This is a genomic window from Paenibacillus sp. LBL (genome assembly GCF_029893715.1).
GTDB classification, from domain to species: Bacteria; Bacillota; Bacilli; order Paenibacillales; family Paenibacillaceae; genus Paenibacillus_AQ; species Paenibacillus_AQ glucanolyticus.
The window spans coordinates 237,715-260,446 of the sequence record NZ_JARXYU010000005.1; the positions used below are offsets into that span (position 1 = coordinate 237,715).

Sequence of the window (22,732 nt, forward strand, 5' to 3'; positions counted from 1 at the left end):
CTTCGGAATGGTGATAATTGTCACTATATACCTAATTGTAAGGGGATTTTATCCATAAATATATATTTTTTTCGATGGCTTAACCTCGCAACTTGCATCAAAAAAACAAGGAAACTGCAGCAGTCTCCTTGTTTGGGGTGTACTCATTTTCTATTGTTATTCTTTTTATTCTAATGGCCTTCCTTCTTTATAATAAAGATTCCGATTTAGAATCACAAAGAAAATATGTACGTTTCGGTACCCGTGCTCCGACAGTATGCCATGAATGCTGGCTGCCACCGCATCGTGAACCTCCTGCGCTCTCTGGAACATCAGAATTTCCACGGATAATGGCGTATTCGTAATGATCTGATAAGGAAGAAGCTCGATCTTCACAATCTCTTGCGGAATTTGAACAATACCCGCGAATTCGTCAACAACCTTAGGTGTTATTTCTTCAAGAAATACATCTGGAAAACCTTTAAAGCGTAAATATGGCACTCTAATCCCTTCATTTCGTCAATTTATTGTCTTATAGATGTCTTCTGAGTGACTTTTGTCTCTATCCCTACTATACAATATTGTTATTGTGAAAGGAATCACTATGATTCAGATCCACTCATCGCCTGGTAAAGTTCAGCTATAGCTATCATATAAGTTGCCATGTAAAGATCGAACCTATAGACTGGATGAGTGTAAGCGTTCAATCTACTAAATAAGGAGTTGAAGTTGAGCATGGGTCGTAATCTATGGGATGCAGAATGGGAAGTTACAGAACCGTTAGTGCAGCAGCTGTTAAACCTCCAATTTCCCCGCCTAGCCTCTCTGCCGATCCGGGAAATCGGGAACGGATGGGATAACACCGTATATCGTGTAGGCGATGAGTATGTATTTCGCTTTCCCAGACGACAGGTAGCCGTTGATTTATTGAGAACCGAAGCAAGAATTCTACCTAAGCTGGCAGGCTATATTACAGTGCCTTATGCCAAGCCCCTCTTCTTCGGGAAAGAGAGCACCCACTATCCAGCTCCCTTTCTCGGTTACTCCTATATACCGGGTAAATTTCCGATTGGAATATCGGACAATGCACGCGCGCAGTCTGCAGCTGCTCTGGCCAAGTTCCTGAAGAACCTGCACGTTTTCCCTGTGGAAGTCGCACAGCAAGAAGGAATATTGTTTGACCAGCGAAATCTGACGGACCTGGCTGGACGCAAAGAGAGAATGCTGGATTTTCTATCCCGGTTTAACCTTTATATCACGCAAGAGGAACTAGACGAAATCGCAAACTATTTGCAAGGGATCACCCTGGAACGAGTGGAACACCGACAGGTTCTCCTCCATGGCGATCTGCATTTTAAGAACATGTTAGTGGACGATTCGGGCATACTTGCGGGCATTATCGATTGGGGCGACGTGAACATCGGACATCCGGCCTGTGACCTCAGCATCGCGTACAGTTACTTGCCTCCAGCCTCAAGACAGGCTTTTTATGAAATCTATGGTGAAGTGGACGATGAAACGAAGATTCTCGCACGAATGATTGCGGTATACATACCTATGCTACTATTTATGCAGGCTGTGGACGATAAGGATGAAGCCATTGCAGAGGAGGCCAAATCGATTATTCAACGTGCTCTGGCCGATTGATCGATAGTTAGCCGGAACGGCATTCGGTCCGATGCTTAATTCGCAAAAACACGTCGCATAAGAAAGAAGCTTGAACCCCTTCAAGCTTCTTGATCACGGATCTACGAATCGCCGTTATTATATTTTTAACATCCCCATTAATGGCATAATGGTTTTAATGACATTCATTCCCAATTTAATGTGAGGCACGATCTGTCCCAAAAATCCAAAACCTCCACCACCGCCTCCGGCTGCAACAGCCTCTCCTTCCACTGCTCCTTCAGCTGCCGGTCCGCTTGGCGGACCTCCGAACAAGGCACTCAAAAAGCCGGAAATTTGCGCTTTATCCCCGCTGCGGGCAATCGAAGCCGGCATCTTGTTGTTGGCGCGGAGCCCTGATAGAGTTACTGCCTGACCTTCGATCTGACTCAGTTCACCAATATAATAACTGCCGTCTTTGAGAACGACCACAACCGGTTGACCTACCCAATGCTGTGACGCAGGTACAGATTTGGGGACAGTCCTGGATTTCCTTACGCGTTTTGAAGACATACGATAATCACCTCGCTTTCCATTCTCATGATTATGACATCATATGCAAATTTGCCTTTTTTTCTTGTGCCTTTATAGGATAGATATATAAATAGATCAAAAACCTAGTTTTACCAAGCTGAATCACTCTGAGTTCCCCTCATATCGAAGCTTTCCTATATAAACGATTCATATTTCGCCTCTGAAAATATTTTGTCACTGTGGCTTTTTGCCTCCCTCCGGTGTCTAATTTACTGTAAGGTCAAGAGGAGGTTCTTACCCATGTCTAGAGCTCATGACAAACTCCCTATTTATCCGGATGATCAGGGAACCAAGCGCACATTTGAGGATACGTATGATGAGTACCGCCAGCGGATTCGCCAATCCATCTCCCTTGATTTTTACCAGATATGTTGATATTCGAATCGATATTGGCGCGGCACTCAGGCTGTAGGCGAAACGGATGCACCTGATTGGTTTATGGGCACGTTTGATAACAATACGTTAAAAATCGTCTCGCCCTTGAATCCTGGACCCGAGCATAGGCTCCATACCCAATGGGCGGAAGCCCTGTACAATCAACTAAAATAGCATAAAAAGAGCAGTCACGTCATACACGCGGCTGCTCTTTTTTGATAATTGGTACAACTTGTGACACTCGATCTTCATGCACCACCGCAACAGCTCTCTGAACCATAACTGTTCCCTGCGACTCCCAATCAACATGTTTACTATCATTAAAATTGCTCGCGTTATAGTTTCCAATATAAATCCAAGTCACTCATGGATTACGTCTAATTTATGGTTTGGACTTGTTCACCGTATGGAGATCGCCCGGCGTTCCAGCAGAGAATACCGACAGACCTGCATAGATCGACCGGAAGATCACATACAGTCCGTATCCAAGCACACCGCCGGCCGTATTGAGAATTAAATCGTCTACGTCGAAACTTCCCATGGAAAACACAATTTGCGAGCATTCCAGTCCCAGGCTTAACCCCAGGGAAATCAGGAACGAACCGAAGAACCCGAGGAATTTGCTTCTGATCATTAAACCAATCCATATGCCATTCGGCATAAATATAGCGATATTACCAAAGAGGTTCATGACATCGTGCGGGCTCGGCAGCCGCTTCATATTTTGATTAATTGATTCAAAAGGCGTAAAGTTGGCAAACTGCAATCGCGCCTGCATATATTCGGGATTATCCATCGTCCGTTGCAGCTGCTGCCACAGAAATGAGATATCCACGGAACCGAATTTGAACAAGATCACCTTGACCAGCACGTATAAATATACGACATACAGCCCTAGAATGATCCATTTATGCGGTTGCTTCATTCCCCATCATCCTGACTGAGGTTCACCGTTACAATGACTCCATCGATATTGTTTCCAGATACCTCATACTCGCTTCCTACCGGAATCTCAAGCGCAATGTCTTTCGTTGTGACGGGCACATACGTTATTTCGTACTTTTTCCCTTCAACGGTTGTTTTGTAGCTGGATGAATTCTTCAGATAATCGAGATATTCCTCCAATGTCAAACCCAGATCGTTCATGATCATGCTGTGCGGCAGTCCTACATAACGAAAATGCCATGGTTCGTACTGGATGCCTGTAATCTCGGTCTTATCCGGGGGATATCTCAAAATAAACCCAAACTCCCACGCATGCTTCTGCAGCCATTTTCCTTCGGGCGCCTGATCGATCGACATCTGCGTCGATCCGATATCCATGGATAAACCAAGGTTATGTTCGCTGTAGCCGGGAGGCAAGGCATAATCCGAACCCTTTTCACGGTAAAGCACCTCCTGCTCTTCGGTGTCCCGGTACCCGCTGCTGATCATGAAATGATGGACTCCGTCTTCACCGGCCGCATCAACCATCTCACGGAACTGCAGCGCAACGCTGCGCGATAACCGGATCGTGTTGTCCAGAAGCACATAACCATTCATCAAATCTTGTTCCTGAAACAACTTCACGATATCCGTTGGAACCGCTCCCTCATCAAGCGGATGTTCCTTGTTAACCAAGACCAGATTTCCCCGGGTCACCTGCTCAGCTGTCACATGGATTGTTTGAGTCTCTATATTGGAATCGTTCTCGTCGGAGTGGTTGTCACTTCGAGTGGCGGAATCGGCATTCGCTTCTTGCCCATCTTTGTTCTTCGCTTCATTCGCATTAGGGGCGTCCGTTAGAATGGACTCACACCCGACCAGCAGGAATATAACAAGCAATATCAAACCCTTCTTCAACTTCAACATCTCCCTCTAACTTTGTCTATCCAGCTTAAAAAATATAGTTTAAGGAAAAGTAGAGAAAAGTTAAAGTTTTTCTTAAGTAATGTGAGCTTCACAAGCCTCTTTTCCTTTGACAAGGCTGAAGCGGATGGTTTAACTAGGTAACTATTTCGGGAAAACAACCATTATCAACCTCCTCACTCGCTTCTATGAGATTGATTCGGGCCTTGTCACGATGGATGGCATGGAAATGCGGCATAAACTGTACAACAACCCGTTTAAACGGAGCAAGTAAGTCGGCTTCAGAGTATCCTCATGCTGCCGGGAGCCGTGAACACAGCAAAGCCGATTCTAAATGGAATCGGCTTTTGGTGATGCACTAGGCAGGTAGATTATGACTTATGTTCTCGTTCGACCTTCCGCTGAATCTAACGGACCAGACCGCTGCTATAGAGGCCAAAAGAGCACCTTTTACAATCTTACGGACACCCATAACGTTATACGGCGTTATAAACGCGATATCTCCCACTATTCCAATAAATAACGCCCCTCATGTCCGCTGCGTGTTTCAACTCCATTTTTTCCTGCCATATAACGCCCCCTCGGTCCGCCAGCAATCAAGCCTTTCAAGGTTTGCATCATACCTCATCCACCCTGCTGGCAAGACTCACGATTCGTTTAACGGCACCAATCATCCATTCCATCTCCACATACTGGTTTCCCGGCGCATTGTATTCCACACCCCAGTAACCACGGTATCCACCTGCAAGCAAACTCCGTACCTTGTCCTCCGCATCAGGAAGGAGCACCGTCCTCGCATCAAAATGAGTATGTACTGCCCATGGCGCAACCATCTCATCCCCCGCAGTCTCATCTGCTTTCCATCTGCCAAGATGAAGCAAAAAGCCGAATGCCGGATGATCGACCTCTTCCGCAATCCGTTTCATTTCTCGCGGCAAGAGGGACGCGCCCATATGATTTTCAGGACCGATGAGATACCCCCGTTCCGCAGCACGATCCGCATATTCTTGATAGCGCTTGACGGTATATTCGAATTGTTCGTCCGACATCGGTTCCGATTCCTGATAACTGCCGCCTGTGTCGATCCGCACCGTTTCAGCCCCTAAGATTTCAGCTGCATCCAGATGAACAAGCGCATTTTCATACAGTTTCTGACGGATGTCCGGGTCAGGATCCCATAGATGTGCTCCATCTACAGCAAAGTTAACCACCCTCATCTCTTTCTCATCGAGCGCTTCTCTAATTTTACGAATGTAGCTCTCATCAGCAAGCTTGTATACGGGGTCGCTCCGATCGATAAAAAAACCATTCCACAGATCAACCGCATCCATACGATACCGGTACTTCACCGTCTCCAGATAACCGAACACATCCATCTTTCCCTCTAGGAACGTATTGAAAAAAGAATAACCGCCAATCGAAATCTTCATCGCCATACCTCCTTCATCAAAGTTGGACTCAAGCTACCCCTAGTTTACCGTACTTCCAAACCATTACCATATATGAATTCTTACTTGAGGGTGTATTTCAAATGGTGATATTTCCCTCCCGAGAGGAAGCCTTTATTCTTATACAATTGCTCAGCTCGATTTCCCGAAGTGACAAAGAGGCGCAGCAGGGGGTGCTGCGGCTCCAGAACGGTTAATGCCCTCTCCAGCATCGCGCCTGCCAAACCTTTGCCTCGATGCTCAGCTGTTACTGCAATGCTGTAGACAAGGGGCAACCCTTCCCATAAGGAAATCAAACATACACCTGCCATTTCTTCAGATGCTCGATCATATATTAGAGAGGATGCCTGCAGCAGCTTGGGATCTATTTGATCAAAATAATGGACTGTATCATTCATATAGACTCCGACTTCCCGTTCGTCCGGACCATTGGCATAAGCTTTCCTAAACACTTCAACCAGTTCAGAGATATCTTTTCTTGCAGGTACTCTCGCAATATAGTTAACATCGAAGGATGCTTCAAGCTGTTCGGTCGGCCGGATCATGCACTGCCTGGATTCAACCTGTACAAAATCCGCTTCCCGAAAAGCAAACTCCTGTTCATCAAGGACATTGTATGCATGAAGATCATGCTCCTCCAAACTCCAAGATTGAAGGGCATGGTTCTTGACCTCTCTGATCAGTTCAGAGGTAATGGAATATGGCGGTATTCCGAATACTAGTCCGATAGATTCGTCGTTCAAATAAACTCCCGCGGCTTTGTCATCGCCTGAAAGTACCTAGTAGCCATCGTCCGAATCCGATAGAATCTTGGCAAACTCCGCCCAGCTCGGTCTAAACCAGATATTTTTGTAATAGGTAGCAAAATATTTCGAGAACGCCTTAGGGTCAGCCTTTACCAACCTGTATTCCATAACCCACCGTCCTTATTCCTTTTTTTGATAGATCATGACTAGAATTAGGCTCATTATAAAGGTTACGAGATGCCAAGGACAAAGGAATAAACGTCTTTAGAGAAAAAATCACAGCACGCCCATCAAACCAACCCCCAGATAAACCGCTGTTCCCCACATAATCAATGCCGAAATCTTGTTCATCACGGGTAACAGCTTACCCGACGAATCCAGTCTCCCCGCCGACCTGCCAGCAATACCAAGGCCCAGGAACCACAGCCAGGATACAACAATGCATGCAATGGCAAATATGGCCTTGTCCGTACCTGAATATTGCAGCGAGCTTGTGCCTATAATCCCCATCGTGTCCAGCACGGCATGCGGATTCAGCAGTGATACGGATATGGCAAAAACAATTTGCTTTTTCGTCGTAAACGAACGAGCAGCTTCCTGTTGCTGCTCCGAAGGTTTTGCCTTCCATGTTACGAATCCCATGTAAACCAGGAATCCGATCCCGAAGGTAAACAACACCATTCGGATCCAGTCATATTCCAGAACGATCACGGATACGCCCAAAATGGCTAAGGATATAAGCAGCGTGTCGCACAGAGCCGCCGTGATGATAACGGGCAGCGCCTTAGCGAAGCGAGGCTGAACCGCTCCCTGATTAAATACGAACACATTTTGCACACCTAATGGAAGAATAAGACCTAGTGCCAGGATGAACCCATGAAGGATAACGCCTATCATATGAAACCTAACCTCCTGCGGATATTTTCACCATTGTAAGGGTCGATCCCAGCAACGTCTCCAACCAATTGGTTGGCACGAAACCCAACCAATGAATTATAATGAACAAAATACGTGGCGAAAGCGAGTTTCCTATGACAGAAGAATGGAAATTAAACAAGTCCTCCGACATACCGCTGCATCAGCAGATCTACAATTACATGAAGAACAGAATTATGAACGGGGAATGGCCTGTCGGGACCCGGATTCCGACGCAGAGAGACCTTGCTGCCAAATTTGGGGTAAACCGAAGCACCATCGTTTATGCATTGGGCGAGCTTGCCGCGGACGGCTTGATTCAATCCAAGGTTGGACAAGGGACGGTCATCGCCAACAATACCTGGAGTTTATTAGCCGCCACGCCTCCGCCAGATTGGAATCAGTATGTGAAATCCGGCTCCTACCAGCCAAACATCCATATGATCCAGCAGATCAACCGTTCGGAAACCGATCCGGATATAATCCGGCTCGGTACAGGAGAGCTCTCGCCGGAGCTGCTTCCCACTGGCCAGATGCGGGAGATCTTCAGCGGCAGCATGGCCAGCAAACTCTCTTTGGGATATTCCGAGCCGAAGGGGAGCCTCTACTTAAGAGAAATCATTAGTGACTATCTGAAAAAGAAAGGAATTCATGCCACCCCGTCATCCATTCTGATCATCTCCGGTGGACTGCAGGGATTGCAGCTCATCTCATTAGGCTTGCTGCACCAGGGGTCCGCCATCTTTGTAGAGAACCCCTCTTATCTGAACTCGATTCATGTGTTTCAGTCTGCAGGCATGTTTCTGCATGGGATTCCTATGGATCAGCACGGCATTAGAACGGAATCGATCGGGAGACTTAAGCGCCAACACAATGCTGCCCTGCTCTACACGATTCCTACCTTTCATAATCCGACCGGAACGCTGATGTCTTCCAGGCGGCGAACGGAGCTGCTTCAAATATGTGCAAGGGAAAGGCTGCCCATCATAGAGGATGATGTGTACGGGGATTTGTGGTTTGATGCCCCCTCTCCGCCGTCTCTGAAAGCGCTGGACCAGCAAGGGCTTGTGCTCTACATGGGAAGTATGTCCAAGACGCTTGGCCCCGGCCTTCGCATCGGCTGGATTGTGGGTCCCGAGCCGGTAATCGACCGGCTGTCCGATATCAAAATGCAAACCGACTACGGATCCAGCGCACTTTCCCAGCACGCAGTCGCCGAGTGGTTGTCGAGCGGGATGTATGAGTTGCATCTCATGCAGATCCGAGCGGAGCTCAGGAGTCGCAGAGATTTTACGCTCGATATTCTCAAGCAATATTTCCACGATATTGCCCAGTGGAACATACCGCAAGGCGGGTTCTACATCTGGCTTCACGTCACCAAACCTATCTCCATACGTCCTTTATTTGAACAAGCCCTGAAGGAGGGCATCCTGTTGAACCCCGGTAATATCTATGACCGCAGCGACCAGCAGCATCTTCGTCTTTCCTATGCCTATGCCTCCTGCAATCAACTGGAGAGCGGACTCATCAAGCTGGCCGAGCTTATCCGTCTCCATACATAACCATAAGAAAAGGCCCCCTTCCATGGTCATCAACCATGGGAGAAGGCCCTGTATTCACCTAAACGGATTCGTGATTGTGCCTGACGTTTATCATTGTGAAAAAACATACATACACCTCTAAACCCTTATAAATACTAGGATTTATGCTGTCTCCAGATTGGCTATTAAAGGCAAAAACCAGCCCGGAATTGTGACGAAACTGGTAACACTCGTGAATATTTGAACAAAGTATGAACTGCGCTTAAACCGCACCACTACAATGATTTGCCTCACACACCAATCCTTTTGTAACAAATTGAACACATAAAATTACACACATTGACACGAATGTGGATTTATATGTAAATTATACAATTTTATGTGTTTTGCAAAGCCAATCAGAACTTTCTACTATAGATGTGTTAGAAACATTTGAACGAAGCCGTTTCAAGGAAAGGGGTACATCATGAACAAAAGAGGGCCGTTATTTGCATTGTTATTAAGCTTCACCTTGCTCTTATCGGGATGCAGCTCACTCACGGTATTGGATCCGAAAGGACCGGCTGCCAGAACCCTATCCGATACAATCATATTCTCCATTCTCATGATGGTCGGAATATTGGCCGTAGTTTATGCGCTTTATATCTTCATGCTCACCAAATATCGAGCGAAGAAATCCAACGAAGGTTACGAACCGCCACATGAAGAGGGCAATAAATGGCTGGAAATATTATGGACCGCCATTCCGATCCTGATTGTTGCCGTCCTCTCGGTTGTGACCGTCAAAACGACGGTGGCCGTGGAGAATGTGCCGGAAGGCTATGAAAACCAAGAGCCGCTAGTCATCTACGCTTCCTCTTCGAACTGGAAATGGCACTTCAGCTATCCGGAAGAAGGAATCGAAACGGTGAATTACGTTAACATTCCAACACATCGCCCGATTGAATTCCGTCTGTACTCATTCGGTACAATCTCAAGCTTCTGGATCCCTCAGCTTCATGGCCAGAAATATGCGATGAGCGACATGATTACGAAGCTTAACATGGTTGCCGACGAACCGGGCTCCATGATGGGCCGTAACGCGAACTTCAACGGCGAAGGCTTCGCACACATGGAGTTCGAGGCGCTTGCAATGTCTTCGACCGAGTATGACAAGTGGGTTCAAGATGTCAAGGAAACTGCTCCTGAGCTGAAGGAAGATGAGTTTAAGAAGCTGCTGGAAACCGCGCATGTCGGTCGAATGAGCTTCTCCAACACGCACCTTGAATTCAGCCCGCCGCCTTCCGAAGATCATCACCATGGCGGTGATGTCAATGGCAATGAGGAGCATCAGGACCATAAAGACGTCCACCCGGATCCTGCTACAACGGAAGAAACGGAATTTGACAGCGAAACGAACGTGGATCCGAACGAGCCGCTGCCGAACTTCCCGGCTGAAGAAAGCCCAAATCATCAACATGATGGACATTAAATCGGTGAGTGAAACGTTGTTCACCCGATCTACTTCATACATCCAGAAAGGAGCTAGGCTCTTATGAAATGGGACGAATTTTTCGTTACCGGTGATCCGTTAATTTACGGCGCCATGGTGAGTATTGTTCTCGTCTCGCTTGCAATCCTCTTCGGCTTGACCTATTACAAGAAGTGGGGATATATGTGGCGGGAATGGCTGACCACCGTGGATCACAAAAAAATTGGCGTTATGTATATCATCTGTGCCTTGATCATGCTGTTCCGCGGCGGCGTTGACGCCTTGATGATGCGTGCGCAGACCGCTGCACCGGAAATGAAATTTCTGACGGGTCAGCACTATAATGAAGTATTTACAACTCACGGAGTCATTATGATTCTCTTTATGGCCATGCCGTTTATCTTCGGTCTGATGAATGTTATCATTCCGCTCCAGATCGGTGCCCGTGACGTAGCATTCCCTAAACTGAACGCAATCAGCTTCTGGCTATTCTTCGCCGGTGCGATGCTGTTCAACATCTCCTTTGTCATTGGAGGCTCGCCGGATGCCGGCTGGTCCGCCTATTTCCCGCTGGCCAGTATCGAGTTCAGTCCGACGGTTGGCAACAATTATTACTCTCTGGCGCTGCAGATATCAGGGATTGGTACGCTCCTTACAGGCGTTAACTTTATCGTAACGATCCTGAAGATGCGTGCACCAGGTATGACACTCATGCGCATGCCAATGTTCACATGGTCCGTGCTGATCACTTGTGTCATCATTATCTTTGCTTTCCCGGTACTTACGATTGCGCTATTGCTTATGATGTTCGACCGCGTGTTTGGTTCACAATTCTTCACGATGTCCAACGGCGGTATGGATATGCTCTGGGCCAACCTGTTCTGGGTATGGGGTCACCCTGAGGTATATATCGTTATTCTACCTGCATTCGGGATATTCAGTGAGATTATATCGACCTTCTCCAAGAAGAACCTGTATGGTTACGGTTCCATGGTCTTCAGTATGGTTATCATCTCAGCTCTGTCCTTCCTGGTCTGGGCCCACCATTTCTATACGATGGGTCAAGGCGCTATGGTCAACGGCTTCTTCTCGATCACAACGATGGCGATTGCCGTGCCGACCGGGGTCAAAATATTCAACTGGCTCTTTACGCTGAGGAAAGGCCGAATAAGCTTTACGACACCGATGCTCTATTCACTGGCATTTATTCCGATCTTTACGATCGGCGGTGTTACCGGCGTTATGCTGGCGATGGCCAGTGCCGACTATCAGTATCATAATACGATGTTCCTGGTTGCCCACTTCCACTATGTGCTCATTCCAGGTGCCGTATTTGCCGTCATTGCCGGTTTCCATTACTGGTTCCCTAAAGTGTTCGGCTTCCGTCTGAATGAGAAACTTGGCAAAATTGCCTTCTGGTTCATTGCCATTTCGTTTAACGTTACCTTCTTCCCGATGTTCTTCCTGGGACTGATGGGTATGACTCGCCGGACGTACACGTACTCAGCTGAAACCGGCTTTGGCCCGCTGAATATGCTGTCGATGGTAGGTGCGGTCGGTCTGGCAATCGGATTTGTTATTCTCGTATATAACATCTACTGGAGTACACGTTACGAGCCGCGCGACAAAACAGGCGATCCATGGGATGCACGCGCTCTGGAATGGTCAACGCCAAGCCCGGTTCCTGTATATAACTTTGCTGTCACACCACAAGTAAAAGGCCGTGATGCCTACTGGTTCTCGAAGAAAAACAACGAACCGCTCTCAGATGAGAAAATCACGAAGATTCACATGCCTAGCAACACCGGAAAACCATTTATACTGGGTATTGCCTTCTTCTTCCTCGGCTTCTTCCTGGTATTCAGCTGGTGGATTCCATCCATCGTGGCTGGTGTCGCGGTGCTGATTATAATGGCTACCATGTCCTTTGACCGTGATCACGGATATTACATTCCGGTTGAAGAGATTGTTCAAACCGAACAGAAACTGCGGGGTGATACGGTATGAAAATAGATGCCACTCAGCCGCTGGAATATGGAACAGAGGAAAACCGCAATCGTATCTTCGGATTCTGGCTGTTCCTCGGAGCTGAAATTGCGCTCTTTGCTACCTTGTTTACCGTCTACTTCGTTCTCGTTAACCGCTTCGCCAGCGGTCCGAGCGGAGCGGAAATCTTTGAAATAACACCGGTTCTACTTGAGACCTTCCTGCTCTTAACGAGCAGCTTCACCATCGGATTGGCTGTTCATGCGATGCGTCTGGGTCTGAAAAAGCAGATGATGATCTTTATGGTCATCACCCTGCTGCTGGGTGCAGGATTCCTTGGTATCGAGATCTTTGAATTCTTCACTTATGTGCATGAAGGAGTTACACTCTCTACCAGCGCATTTGCGTCCAGCCTGTTTACACTGCTTGGGACTCACGGAGCTCACGTTACCTTTGGTCTCCTGTGGGGAACTGCCATTCTGATTCAACTTAAAAAGCATGGATTGGATCATTCCACAGCCAACAAGTCCTTTATCTTCTCGCTCTACTGGCACTTCCTGGACGTTGTGTGGATCTTCATATTCAGCTTTGTATACCTGAAAGGACTGATGTGACATGATTAAGCAGCTGTTTCCTATTAAGCATGTAGCGGGTTATATATCGTCTCTCGTCCTTTCAGCTGTTGCACTCGTGGTTCTGTTGGATATGCCGACAGCTTCGAAATTTGCCATCCTGCTGGTCACCGCGATACTGCAGGCTGCCGTTCAGCTCATGCTGTTCATGCACGTTGGCGAAAGTGATGACAAGAAATCCGTTTATATCAACATTGCGTTCGCTCTGTTTGTTGGACTTGTCACGATCTTCGGAACGCTCTTCATCTTCGTATGGGGATGGTATGCATAACAACCGGCAATAGCCGAGCTACAGATTAACCGATGAACGTATCGCATTGCGCGAACGCTTCATCCACATAGAAGGGGCCGTCCCAAAAGTCACTTGACTCTGGGAGGCCCCTTTGTGTGTTATAAGGACGCTGCGGAATGAAGCATTCCTTCAAACGCGGTTGCCCCCGAATACCCTGAATTCATCTTTAAGGAAGGAATCGCTATGGGGCAGCGTTCTCCAGAATTTCATCGATCTCGCTCTGAAGTTTGGTCGTCAGGGTCTTCTCATCTCCAATAATCCAGGCATGATTATAGGGTGCTTCCATTGGCGAATTGTCATACGCTTGCTGTATTGACTCTACGTACTTCACGATGGAACGGGGAACCCCGTCACGCTCCGTATATAACAGCGGTGCATGTTTACCCATATGGGACAATGGCGCAGCCGCAATGGACAAGATAGGAGAATCCGGGATGGAGAAGGAGAGGCTGTAGCCCGGTGAGCGTATCCCCCATCCGAACCCCGTTCCGGGATCATGGTACTGTGCGAAGTGAATGGCATTCTCGTATGGATCATCCCCGGCGATTCGAATCACGTTGCCATATTGCCGGAGATTTCCCTCCACGCTGTGGGATACCACCTTCTCCGGGCCGATGATATAGATATGTGCCTGCCCATTTCGCTTCTGAAGCGCCTTCACCGTATCTTCAGGCACGTCCTTCTCACTGACAAACAGTAGTGTCTCCGGCATATGCGCAATCCAGCTTACCGCAGGCAGCGTATAATTCGGGCGCTCCATCGATCCAATGATGACGGAGGTTGGAACGGATCCCGTTACCTTTGCTGCGTATTCGTCAATCGCAGCTGCTGCTTCTGCCGGCTCCGTTGCATCTATGTGGTCGACCTTATAGTCGAGTCCGTTCAGATCCTTCATAACCTTTTCCGATATCGGGCCGACCGTGATAATGTCAATCCCTTTGTTATTCTCCGCTCCCCTTGGCTTCAAGCGGCGCAGCTCCTCCAGCGTTTCCTTGGGAATCCCCTCCTCTTCCACAAACAACAGCGGCCCCTGGCTCAACTGAGTCAGATCGGCACTGACAGCGGCTATGGGCCACTGGGCCGAATCCACCAGAATAACGCTCTGCGGGCGACTGTGCTCATTCGTGGACAGCCACAGCGTTTTGGAGGTCAGTACCGCCGCACTTACTGGATCCGACGTATTCAATCGGATGGTATTCTTGGTAGCTGACCATGGCACAGGGGTATCCTTCAGCAGCTCTTTGCTGTGAACAGCGGATGGAATCGAGGGCTCCGAATGATTCACAGTCTGACTCCAAGCGAGAATGCCTGCCGTAAGAAGGGCAAGGGCCCAGCCGGCGATCATTTTCTTCACCGTACATTCCTCCTGTCTGCACACAACGTAACACGCATGCATCTCTGCTATCCTTCATGCGGATTTAGGGGTCACATATCTTCCATTAACTTCTCTTCATCCAAATCCGGCGGCAAACCAGGACGTTCATGGGAACGGTTCCGCATCCATTGTTCTTTCAGCATCTTCACAAACACATCGTCCCGGGATAGCCAGACACCATACTGGCGCTTCATGTGCCGCTCTGCCTCGTCAAACGAACGGAATGTAAACGGCAGCGGATCGCCGTTCCACTCCACCACCCATTCTCCTGCGCGGGCATATACAAACAGCATATCCTCGCCCCAGCTTTCGTACAGAACACCGGACTCGGTACCTTTAATGTTGAACTGATTCCGTGAGGCATCTAAACGGATCGGTTCAAGTTCAAACGGATCGGCCGCAAACAGCTGATATACTTCCTCCGTTATTGTGCATCCCGATGCTTTAGCATGACCTCCGCCGCCGTACCGAATTGCAATTTCGGATACATCCACATGATCATGAATCGTCCGCAGGCTCATTTTCCTCCCGCCCATATTCAATATGGCGATATAATCAAGATGAGGATAGACGGATCCCAGCTCACTGGCAAGCTCAGAATGATAGGACTCGGCGTATACGATACCTACGCAGTATTCATCAACGAAGGTTTGAATAATTTCACGCTGCTTGCGGCGGATATAACGCTCGATTTTATCCTCTTCCATGTCCAGAATTTTCTCTTCAAATTCATCGAAGAAAAAGCCCTCCGATTCACGAAGACGCTGGATCATCTTGCTCTCAAACTCATCAACGGCCAGCATATAGAACAGATCATTCAACCGTTTCGCCTGAATCTTCTGATGTTCTTCCCATTCCCATGTATCATAGAGCCGGACAAGCTCCACGAATTGATCCATCCCTTCGCTCCTGCTCAGATGTCCATGCTCAATCAAATATTCATAAAATAATGAGGTTGCCGAGGCCGCTCTGCCGTCTCGATGCGTCACAACCACCTGTCCCCATATGTAATCATTCAAATGAAGGGCAGTTTTATGGTGATCGATAAGCTGAACCTGTCCTCCTTCTTCCACAAACACGTTTAATTCCTTCTCGATGTCGGGAGCAACCGATAAATCCGTAATAAACAGCACGTCGTACGGATGCTCCTGAACGGAGGTCCGGTTTAAATACCTTGCGACTTGCTGATTCAATCCGTGAATGGTGTTATATCGGACATCAATTCCTTCGCCGAAGGCGCATTTGGCTATGATGCCGCAGCCGATGCCATCCAGATCATTATGGCTGTACAGATGATACATAGGTGATTTCCTCCCTAGAAGGTGGAATGGACAAGCGGTACATACCTTTTCACCCCTACGATTCCCTAAAATCTTCCGTTTTATCCCCCTGCTGCTGTTCTGAACCATCAGAATTGGACAAAAAAAGAAGAAGTGGACAGAGCACCACTTCTTCTTGAATATAGAAGAGATTATGCCTGTTGAACAGGTCTTGGTCCTTTGGATGCCATAACCTCATGCTCTTTTCCTTACGCAGCATAACAAAAAATCCGATCAGCAAGAGGTCTGCCGATCGGATTTTTTTCAGTTCATGGAGGCGCGTTGCAGGGAATTGCAAGCCGTGCAATCCTCCTGCAAATAGAATATTGAAGTGAAACCCGCCTTCTTGAGCTTGCGCGCCGCCAGAAAGCCAGCTGAGCGCTTCGGTGTTACGATGACTACGGAATCATCTGGTTTAAGTTCCTGATCCCAAACATAAGACAGTCTTCCAAGGGAGATGTTAATGGTCTCTTTCCACGGATTTGCCATAAACTCGGACACATCGCGAACATCGAGCAATTTGAGTTCAGGGCATTCCTTTTGTGCAAGACGAAGATCGCTGCACTTCATGAACCGCAAGCCTGTTATAGGTACATACCTCCGGTAGTATAGAACGAATAGGAAAACCATAAAGACGGCTAATGCGATCAGCACGTAGCATTCCCCCATCAAAGTCATGTGCATCATCTTGATGCATGGTGGGTGAACCAAACAAAATCTTACCCCCACGGGTATATAGTATGTGCTGTCTGAATAAAAGTCAATACATGATTACAATGCACACTCTTCTATTTCAAAACCCAAGTCTTCAATCAATCCCCAGTCTGCCGTATGAGCCTGCCCTTCTGTCGTCAAATAATCACCAATGAATATGGAATTCGCTGCATAAAGACCGAGCGGCTGCAAGGAGCGCAGATTGACCTCGCGCCCGCCCGCGATCCGGATCTCCTTCGTCGGATTAACAAATCTCATCATAGCCAGAATCTTCAAACACATCATGGGTGTCAGTTCCTTGCGTCCTTCAAGGGGAGTTCCGTCGATTGCGTTCAGAAAATTGCACGGAATGGAATCCGCCCCGACCGATTTTAGAGCAAACGCAATTTCCACCCGTTCTTCCAGGCTCTCTCCCATTCCAAAAATGGCTCCGGAGCATGGGGACATGCCGGAAGTGCTTGCCTGCCTCACCGTGTCCAGTCGATCATCATATGTATGCGTGGTTGTAATATGTTCATAGTTATCTTTAGAAGTATTCAGATTATGGTTATATCGATGCACCCCGGCATCCGCAAGCTTCTGAGCATGCACCTCATTCAAAAAGCCCAGGCAGCAGCAGACCTTCAGACTGGTCGTCTGCGTAATCTCCTTCACCGCTTCAATGACATGCTCAATCTCCCGGTTGGAAGGGCGGCGCCCAGAAGCAACGATGCAATAGGTTCCGGCCTTTCGGCGAATCGATTCACGGGCACCTTCAAGAATCTTTTCTTTGGTAAGCCATGCGTACTTTTCAATCGGTGCTTCTGATACGATGGACTGGGAGCAGTACCCGCAATCTTCAGGGCACAGACCGGATTTGGCATTCACAATCATATTCAGCTTAACCTTATTGCCATAATACTCCCGCCGGATGCGATACGCAGCCTGCATAACAGACAACAGTTCCTGATCCTCGCTCTGCAGAATAGCCCGTGCTTCCTCCGGAGTTACTTCGTACCCTTGTATAACTTGATCTGATAATTTCAGCCAATCACGATGAATTTGAGTAATCATATGATTAGGTCCCCTCTCCGTTTTCATTGTCAACCAAAAATTATTAATTATAGGTTAACAATATGAGTAATAATATCACAGATCCCGGAACACAACAATCAAGATGGAAGCCTCTCCTCATGTAAAAAAAGGACTGCTTCGCCAGCCCCGTCACAGGGCTGATGAAACAATCCTCTACCTCGTTATCCATTCTGATTCGTATCAGGGTGCCCGCTTAGGCAGCATCTTCACATACTCATCAGACAGCTTCATTAATTGGAGAATATAATCATAATCGCTGCGGTAAGGCGTAATATCCGCAACCGGCTCCAGCGTTTTCAAAGAAACCGCCGTTCCATCCTCAAATCCATCCCCGGGTACAAACAGGATCTCATTGTTGAAGAAAGATCCCGTTGGCAAATAGTAACGCATGCCAATCACGTTGCGATCTACATTCAGCAAGTCCTGCCCGAAGGCTGTAAAGCCCTCTTGATCAAGCGATATGCCCAGCAGGTTCGCCACGGTTGGCAGAATATCGACTTGTCCGCCTACCTGATCTATGACCTGACCTTCATCCATGCCGGGAACATGCATGATAAGCGGGATGTTAAACCGGCTGACCCGCTCATGGTAAGGAATACCCAGCGTTGAAGAAATGAGATTGGCATCCGCTTCAGCCGGATTGATACCGAAGTGATCCCCATACACAACCAGCACGGTGTCATCCCACACTCCATTTTGCTGCAGACGGTCAACCAGCGTTCCCAGCGCATAATCGGAGTAGTTCACCGACTTCAGGTAATTGCCAAGATGAGTTCCTTCCAGCTCTGCAGGCAGCGTCATCTTCGCGAATTCATCCTTGACGTTGTATGGAGAATGATTCGACACCGTAATGTAGTGGGCATAGGTCGGCTTGTTCTGCTGCTCATTCTCCAGCAGCTTCTCGACCCCTACGCGGAACAACTCTTCATCCGAAGGCCCGAATTCATTATAATAATCATTCGTGAAATAGGGCTTGTCATAGTAATGCTGAAAATCAAGTGCCGGATACATTTTGCTTCGATCCCAGAACTTCACGTCATTCACATGAAAAGTGCCGGTATCATACCCATGCTCGTTCAGGGTCCTTGGCAGTCCCGGCAGCTCCTTGTTCCCGAACCCGGTAGACATCGCCGTCGTACCCGTCGGATAAATCGAAGTATTCACTGCAAATTCGGCGTCTGATGTATTGCCTTGTCCAATCTGCTGAAAGACATGCGGGAAATAAAAGCCGCTATCGGCAAGCTGATTCATTACCGGCGTCAGCTCTTGCCCGTTCAGAGATTGACCAATCGGGAAGTTCTGAAGAGACTCCATCTGAACGATGATCAGATTTTTACCCTTGGCCGCACCGAAATAATCCGGCTTGTCCTTCACCTGCTTAACGTATGGATAGGTCGCTTGCAGCTGCTGGGCTCTCAGTATAGTATCCTGCAAGTTCCCTTCCGCCAGCGCGCGATTCTCCTGTGAGTTCCGCACAACAGCGGACACCTGGTAATTCATGAATCCCATTTGCTCTGCTCGAACGATTTCATTCTCGATTCCCCATTCCTTTCGAATGATGAATCCGGACAACACGACCGCTATGATAAGGACAGCGACCATTGAAAGTCGCCATTTCATACCTAGTCCCCGCGAAGCATAAAATGCCGAGTAAGAACGTTCTCCACCGAAATGAAGTCCTCTTCTTGCACGTGAACGGACTTTTTTGACCGCCCATATGATCAAGAGCACGACCAAATCCAGAAAGAACAGAAAGTGCTCCGGCTCAAGCAGCGCTGTTATGCTGGCTCTTACCTGGTTCACCTGACCAATGCCCGCGAGCGCGGTATACGTTGGTATGGAACCGAAGTGAACGTTGTAAACAGCGGAAGCAAACATCATGAAAGACAGGACCACATTCAGGACGATATATACCGTTTTCTTGCCTCTTAGCGGCAGAATCAGCTCCACTAAGCTGATCAGTGCCAGCACTGACAGCGCATCGGTAAGCACCTTCCCCCAGGCAACCCCGTTAAATAGAAATACCCTTAGCAGGATCAGCTTCAATAAGAGCGTTATAAACACGAGTGTACTTAACTTCAACCTTCGCTCAAGGCTACGTTCCATGCTGCATTCCCTCTTTTTGTAAATGTAGTGTTAATTGACAGCTTTCATTATAACAGGAATGTAAACGCCAATCTAATCCGCCCATTCCTCGGCTACCCCCGTCAATTGTCCAATGCATGAACCCCCAGTGTCACGTAGGATAAAGCATCCCAATCAAAAGGCTGGAGGGTATAATCCATGAAGATGGTTGTGACCGGCGGAGCGGGCTTTATCGGCTCTCATCTGGTGAATGGACTCGTGAACCAAGGCTATGAGGTCCATGTTATTGATAATCTAACAACCGGAGACCCAGGTCGCCTTCATAGCGAGGCAATTTTGCATGTGGCCGACGTGAACAGTCAGCAGACAACAGCGTATATCTCCGTGCTTAAACCGGACGTCGTATTTCATCTGGCGGCCCAGGCCGATGTGCAGCGATCGATCAAAGAGCCTCCGCTGGATGCGGATGCCAATATCATGGGCACCATAAACATACTTGAAGCTTGCCGTAAGGCAGGCGTACGTAAAATTGTATTTGCTTCAACTTCAGGCGTATACGGGGATTTGGAGAAACCTCAACTGACAGAGGATGATCCGGTCTCGCCCATCTCGTTCTACGCACAATCGAAGATTACAGGCGAACAGTATATTCGTCTCTATCACCAATTCTTCGGACTGAAGTACACCATCCTTCGGTTTGGGAATGTCTACGGTCCAGGCCAGACCGCTAAGGGTGAAGGCGGCGTAGTGGCGGTATTTGGAAATCGTCTTCGCCAAGGCATTCCCCTTCATATCTATGGCGACGGTGAGCAAACCCGGGATTTCATTTATGTAAAAGATGTCGTGGAAGCCAATCTCGCTTCCATCCATCAAGGCGATCAGCATGTGCTCCATGTAAGCACTGGCAGCGGCCGTACCATCAACACGCTTGTCGATGTCATCGGCAGGCTGCATCCTGATCCTATCGATGTAAATTATATGCCTGCAAAGAACGGGGACATTCTGCACAGCTGCCTGAACAACGACAGGACCCGGGAGCTCTTGGCGTGGAATCCGTTATATAGTCTGGAACAAGGGATTGCAGAAACCTACCGTCACTGGCTGCGTACATCCTAGGGCAGCAAGCGACTTTTGCATTCATACGAAAAACAGCCTAATTCCCTTGCAAGCAGGGGCAATTAGGCTGTTTTTCGTGCATTTTTGGCGCATGCGGCTTGAAGGATCACATGCCAATCGATTGAAGCAGACCCGCAAAATGGATCGCATAGCTATGCGGGTTGAAATTCTGTTCGACGTGTCCCTTGGCATGACTTCGAATCTGTTCGCGCAGGGAACGATCATTCATTAGCACCAGCGCTTCGGCAACAGCATGCTGAATATCTCCCAGCACATAGAACTTGCCTGTCGAATTGTGATACACCGATGTCGATACCCCATCCGAATCGGTTGTCAGCACGGGACAGCGGCAGCTCATCGCTTCAAGAACCGAATACGGCGCGCCTTCCACCTTCGAGGTGCAGCATAGAAATCCGCCGGAATCGCCAATGACGGAATAATAGTAGGGCATCTCGGCATGCGGTACGTTGGATCGAAGAGTTAACCGCTCCGACAGATCCAGCTCTTCGATGAGTGCAAGAAACTGTTCACGCTCTAGCGGCTGACTGAGTTGAATATCCTCGAACATCCACATTTGCAGATCCGGTACATGCTGTTTAAGCTGATGACCGATATGAAGAAATTCGCGCCAGTTCTTGTTATCCTCAATCCGCCCTAGCCATGCCATAATTGGGCTTGCAGACCTTGGATAGGGTCTGTACGTGAACTCCTGGCTGTCAAAGCAATTGTTGAAATTAAACTGCGGCTTATGCGGATACAGCTCCTGGAATAACGCAGCAATATGAGGGGTGTTGGGATTCAGCAGCGCAGCGGCATGCTCGTTGACGTACGGCGCTGCCTGTGTAAGCTGCGCATGCGCAACACTCTTAGGTCCATAACCCTGGATTTCCAGCACGAATTTCCCTTTGAAGCCCAGCATTCGAAGCCGCGGGAAGCTCGCATGATCTGTTGTCACGACAATGACGTCAAAGGCGTTGGAATCCAGAATATGCTTGATTTCAATATCATTGCGGGTTACATAGATCGGGAAATCAGCGGCATTCTGCATGCCGGATCCCCAGGCATAATACAGACAATGCGCCTCGATCCCGGCAAGTCGAAGTGCACGGCATCGCTGTCTGTTTAATGTTTCAACGCCCCCGCTTGGCACGTAGTAGACGAACAGCACCTTCATGTCGTACCCCTCCCCATTATTCGATGGCTTGAAAATCAGAATTTGAGTAGACGGCTACAAGCTGTCCCTGGTTCTTGGCATGGACGGTAATCAGCGTGGAGTGAGTGTAGTTAATGTTGGTCACGAGCAGCAGGCTGAATGCGGTATTATGGTTCGTGATATTGGGCACATAGACCGTCGAACCTGCCCCGACATGAACGAGGCCAACATAATAAACCCCGTACAGGTGATATCCGTGAATAAGGACATCAAATTCTTCTGCCCCTGCATTGGTTACCGTGAGATCCACGGACTGTATATATCGTGCATCAATATGGCCGTACTCCACTGCATCTAAACGATAGATGGACATTTCATTCCCTCCCAGGCAATTGCAGCATCATTAATATCAGGTTATGTAACTACTTCTGATCAGGTAAGGGCATATCCATAGTGACGATCAT

23 protein-coding genes are annotated in these 22,732 nt (G+C 48.1%); 8 read left to right on the forward strand and 15 right to left on the reverse strand.

Translation table 11 applies throughout. The features are described from left to right. Positions 1-165: 165 nt before the first annotated feature. Positions 166-480: a DUF1904 family protein gene (locus M2277_RS14400; protein WP_006209822.1), complete on the reverse strand. Its 315-nt coding sequence runs from the start codon at positions 478-480 to the stop codon at positions 166-168. Positions 481-714: 234 nt separating this feature from the next. Here M2277_RS14400 and M2277_RS14405 point away from each other — a divergent pair, with 234 nt between their 5' ends. Next, entirely contained in the window at positions 715-1,626 is a 912-nt protein-coding gene (locus M2277_RS14405; RefSeq protein WP_280755025.1) for a phosphotransferase, read from the forward strand. A 117-nt stretch (positions 1,627-1,743) separates the two neighbouring features. Here M2277_RS14405 and M2277_RS14410 read toward each other — a convergent pair whose 3' ends face one another. Further along, a complete protein-coding gene (locus M2277_RS14410; protein ID WP_006209819.1) occupies positions 1,744-2,157 on the reverse strand; it encodes a hypothetical protein in 414 nt (137 codons plus the stop codon). 261 nt (positions 2,158-2,418) lie between these two features. Between M2277_RS14410 and M2277_RS14415 the strand changes: the two genes are divergently transcribed. Continuing rightward, entirely contained in the window at positions 2,419-2,553 is a 135-nt protein-coding gene (locus M2277_RS14415; RefSeq protein WP_255308657.1) for a hypothetical protein, read from the forward strand. A 382-nt stretch (positions 2,554-2,935) separates the two neighbouring features. Here the strand turns inward: M2277_RS14415 and M2277_RS14420 are convergent, their stop codons facing one another. From M2277_RS14420 to M2277_RS14445, 6 genes are all read right to left on the reverse strand, one after another. Beyond that, complete coding sequence (locus tag M2277_RS14420) at positions 2,936-3,478, reverse strand: VanZ family protein (RefSeq protein ID WP_280755026.1); 543 nt, start codon at positions 3,476-3,478, stop codon at positions 2,936-2,938. Next, complete coding sequence (locus M2277_RS14425) at positions 3,475-4,395, reverse strand: D-Ala-D-Ala carboxypeptidase VanY (RefSeq protein WP_036638185.1); 921 nt, start codon at positions 4,393-4,395, stop codon at positions 3,475-3,477. Before M2277_RS14425 ends, M2277_RS14420 begins: the two co-directional genes overlap by 4 nt. A gap of 623 nt (positions 4,396-5,018) precedes the next feature. Further along, positions 5,019-5,831 (reverse strand): sugar phosphate isomerase/epimerase family protein, encoded by an 813-nt coding sequence (locus M2277_RS14430; RefSeq protein ID WP_280755027.1) that lies wholly within the window; start codon positions 5,829-5,831, stop codon positions 5,019-5,021. Between the two features lie 80 nt (positions 5,832-5,911). Then, positions 5,912-6,592 (reverse strand): GNAT family N-acetyltransferase, encoded by a 681-nt coding sequence (locus M2277_RS14435; RefSeq protein ID WP_280755028.1) that lies wholly within the window; start codon positions 6,590-6,592, stop codon positions 5,912-5,914. Between the two features lie 36 nt (positions 6,593-6,628). Next, positions 6,629-6,763 carry a hypothetical protein gene (locus M2277_RS14440; protein WP_280755029.1) on the reverse strand — a complete coding sequence of 45 codons (135 nt, stop codon included), beginning with the start codon at positions 6,761-6,763 and terminating at the stop codon, positions 6,629-6,631. Between the two features lie 108 nt (positions 6,764-6,871). Next, positions 6,872-7,492 carry a LysE/ArgO family amino acid transporter gene (locus tag M2277_RS14445; protein ID WP_280755030.1) on the reverse strand — a complete coding sequence of 207 codons (621 nt, stop codon included), beginning with the start codon at positions 7,490-7,492 and terminating at the stop codon, positions 6,872-6,874. A gap of 134 nt (positions 7,493-7,626) precedes the next feature. On the opposite strand from M2277_RS14445, the gene pdxR reads away from it, so the two are divergent. From pdxR to qoxD, 5 genes are all read left to right on the forward strand, one after another. After that, positions 7,627-9,072 carry a MocR-like pyridoxine biosynthesis transcription factor PdxR gene (pdxR, locus tag M2277_RS14450; RefSeq protein WP_280755031.1) on the forward strand — a complete coding sequence of 482 codons (1,446 nt, stop codon included), beginning with the start codon at positions 7,627-7,629 and terminating at the stop codon, positions 9,070-9,072. 445 nt (positions 9,073-9,517) lie between these two features. Further along, positions 9,518-10,522 (forward strand): cytochrome aa3 quinol oxidase subunit II, encoded by a 1,005-nt coding sequence (gene qoxA, locus M2277_RS14455; protein WP_006209805.1) that lies wholly within the window; start codon positions 9,518-9,520, stop codon positions 10,520-10,522. Positions 10,523-10,585: 63 nt separating this feature from the next. Beyond that, the gene (qoxB, locus tag M2277_RS14460; protein ID WP_006209803.1) at positions 10,586-12,529 is read left to right on the forward strand and encodes a cytochrome aa3 quinol oxidase subunit I; all 1,944 of its coding nucleotides are present in this window, start codon (positions 10,586-10,588) and stop codon (positions 12,527-12,529) included. Further along, positions 12,526-13,122 (forward strand): cytochrome aa3 quinol oxidase subunit III, encoded by a 597-nt coding sequence (qoxC, locus tag M2277_RS14465; protein WP_006209802.1) that lies wholly within the window; start codon positions 12,526-12,528, stop codon positions 13,120-13,122. Before qoxB ends, qoxC begins: the two co-directional genes overlap by 4 nt. A 1-nt stretch (position 13,123) precedes the next feature. Then, positions 13,124-13,411, forward strand: coding sequence for a cytochrome aa3 quinol oxidase subunit IV (qoxD, locus tag M2277_RS14470; protein ID WP_006209801.1), 288 nt, complete (start codon positions 13,124-13,126; stop codon positions 13,409-13,411). 202 nt (positions 13,412-13,613) lie between these two features. Here the strand turns inward: qoxD and M2277_RS14475 are convergent, their stop codons facing one another. From M2277_RS14475 to M2277_RS14495, 5 genes are all read right to left on the reverse strand, one after another. Further along, on the reverse strand, positions 13,614-14,777 hold the full coding sequence (locus M2277_RS14475; RefSeq protein WP_280755062.1) for a cell wall-binding repeat-containing protein: 1,164 nt from the start codon (positions 14,775-14,777) through the stop codon (positions 13,614-13,616). An 80-nt stretch (positions 14,778-14,857) separates the two neighbouring features. Beyond that, entirely contained in the window at positions 14,858-16,108 is a 1,251-nt protein-coding gene (locus M2277_RS14480) for a DHH family phosphoesterase (RefSeq protein ID WP_036638163.1), read from the reverse strand. 282 nt (positions 16,109-16,390) lie between these two features. Continuing rightward, entirely contained in the window at positions 16,391-16,780 is a 390-nt protein-coding gene (locus tag M2277_RS14485) for a rhodanese-like domain-containing protein (RefSeq protein ID WP_036638162.1), read from the reverse strand. Positions 16,781-16,897: 117 nt separating this feature from the next. Beyond that, a complete protein-coding gene (gene bioB, locus M2277_RS14490; protein WP_063479300.1) occupies positions 16,898-17,893 on the reverse strand; it encodes a biotin synthase BioB in 996 nt (331 codons plus the stop codon). Positions 17,894-18,094: 201 nt separating this feature from the next. Continuing rightward, complete coding sequence (locus tag M2277_RS14495; protein ID WP_148247535.1) at positions 18,095-20,020, reverse strand: LTA synthase family protein; 1,926 nt, start codon at positions 20,018-20,020, stop codon at positions 18,095-18,097. Between the two features lie 177 nt (positions 20,021-20,197). On the opposite strand from M2277_RS14495, the gene M2277_RS14500 reads away from it, so the two are divergent. Continuing rightward, a complete protein-coding gene (locus tag M2277_RS14500; RefSeq protein WP_280755032.1) occupies positions 20,198-21,115 on the forward strand; it encodes an NAD-dependent epimerase/dehydratase family protein in 918 nt (305 codons plus the stop codon). A 106-nt stretch (positions 21,116-21,221) separates the two neighbouring features. Here M2277_RS14500 and M2277_RS14505 read toward each other — a convergent pair whose 3' ends face one another. Further along, complete coding sequence (locus tag M2277_RS14505; protein WP_280755033.1) at positions 21,222-22,289, reverse strand: glycosyltransferase family 4 protein; 1,068 nt, start codon at positions 22,287-22,289, stop codon at positions 21,222-21,224. Positions 22,290-22,305: 16 nt separating this feature from the next. Next, positions 22,306-22,641 carry a hypothetical protein gene (locus M2277_RS14510; RefSeq protein ID WP_280755034.1) on the reverse strand — a complete coding sequence of 112 codons (336 nt, stop codon included), beginning with the start codon at positions 22,639-22,641 and terminating at the stop codon, positions 22,306-22,308. Positions 22,642-22,732 lie beyond the last annotated feature (91 nt).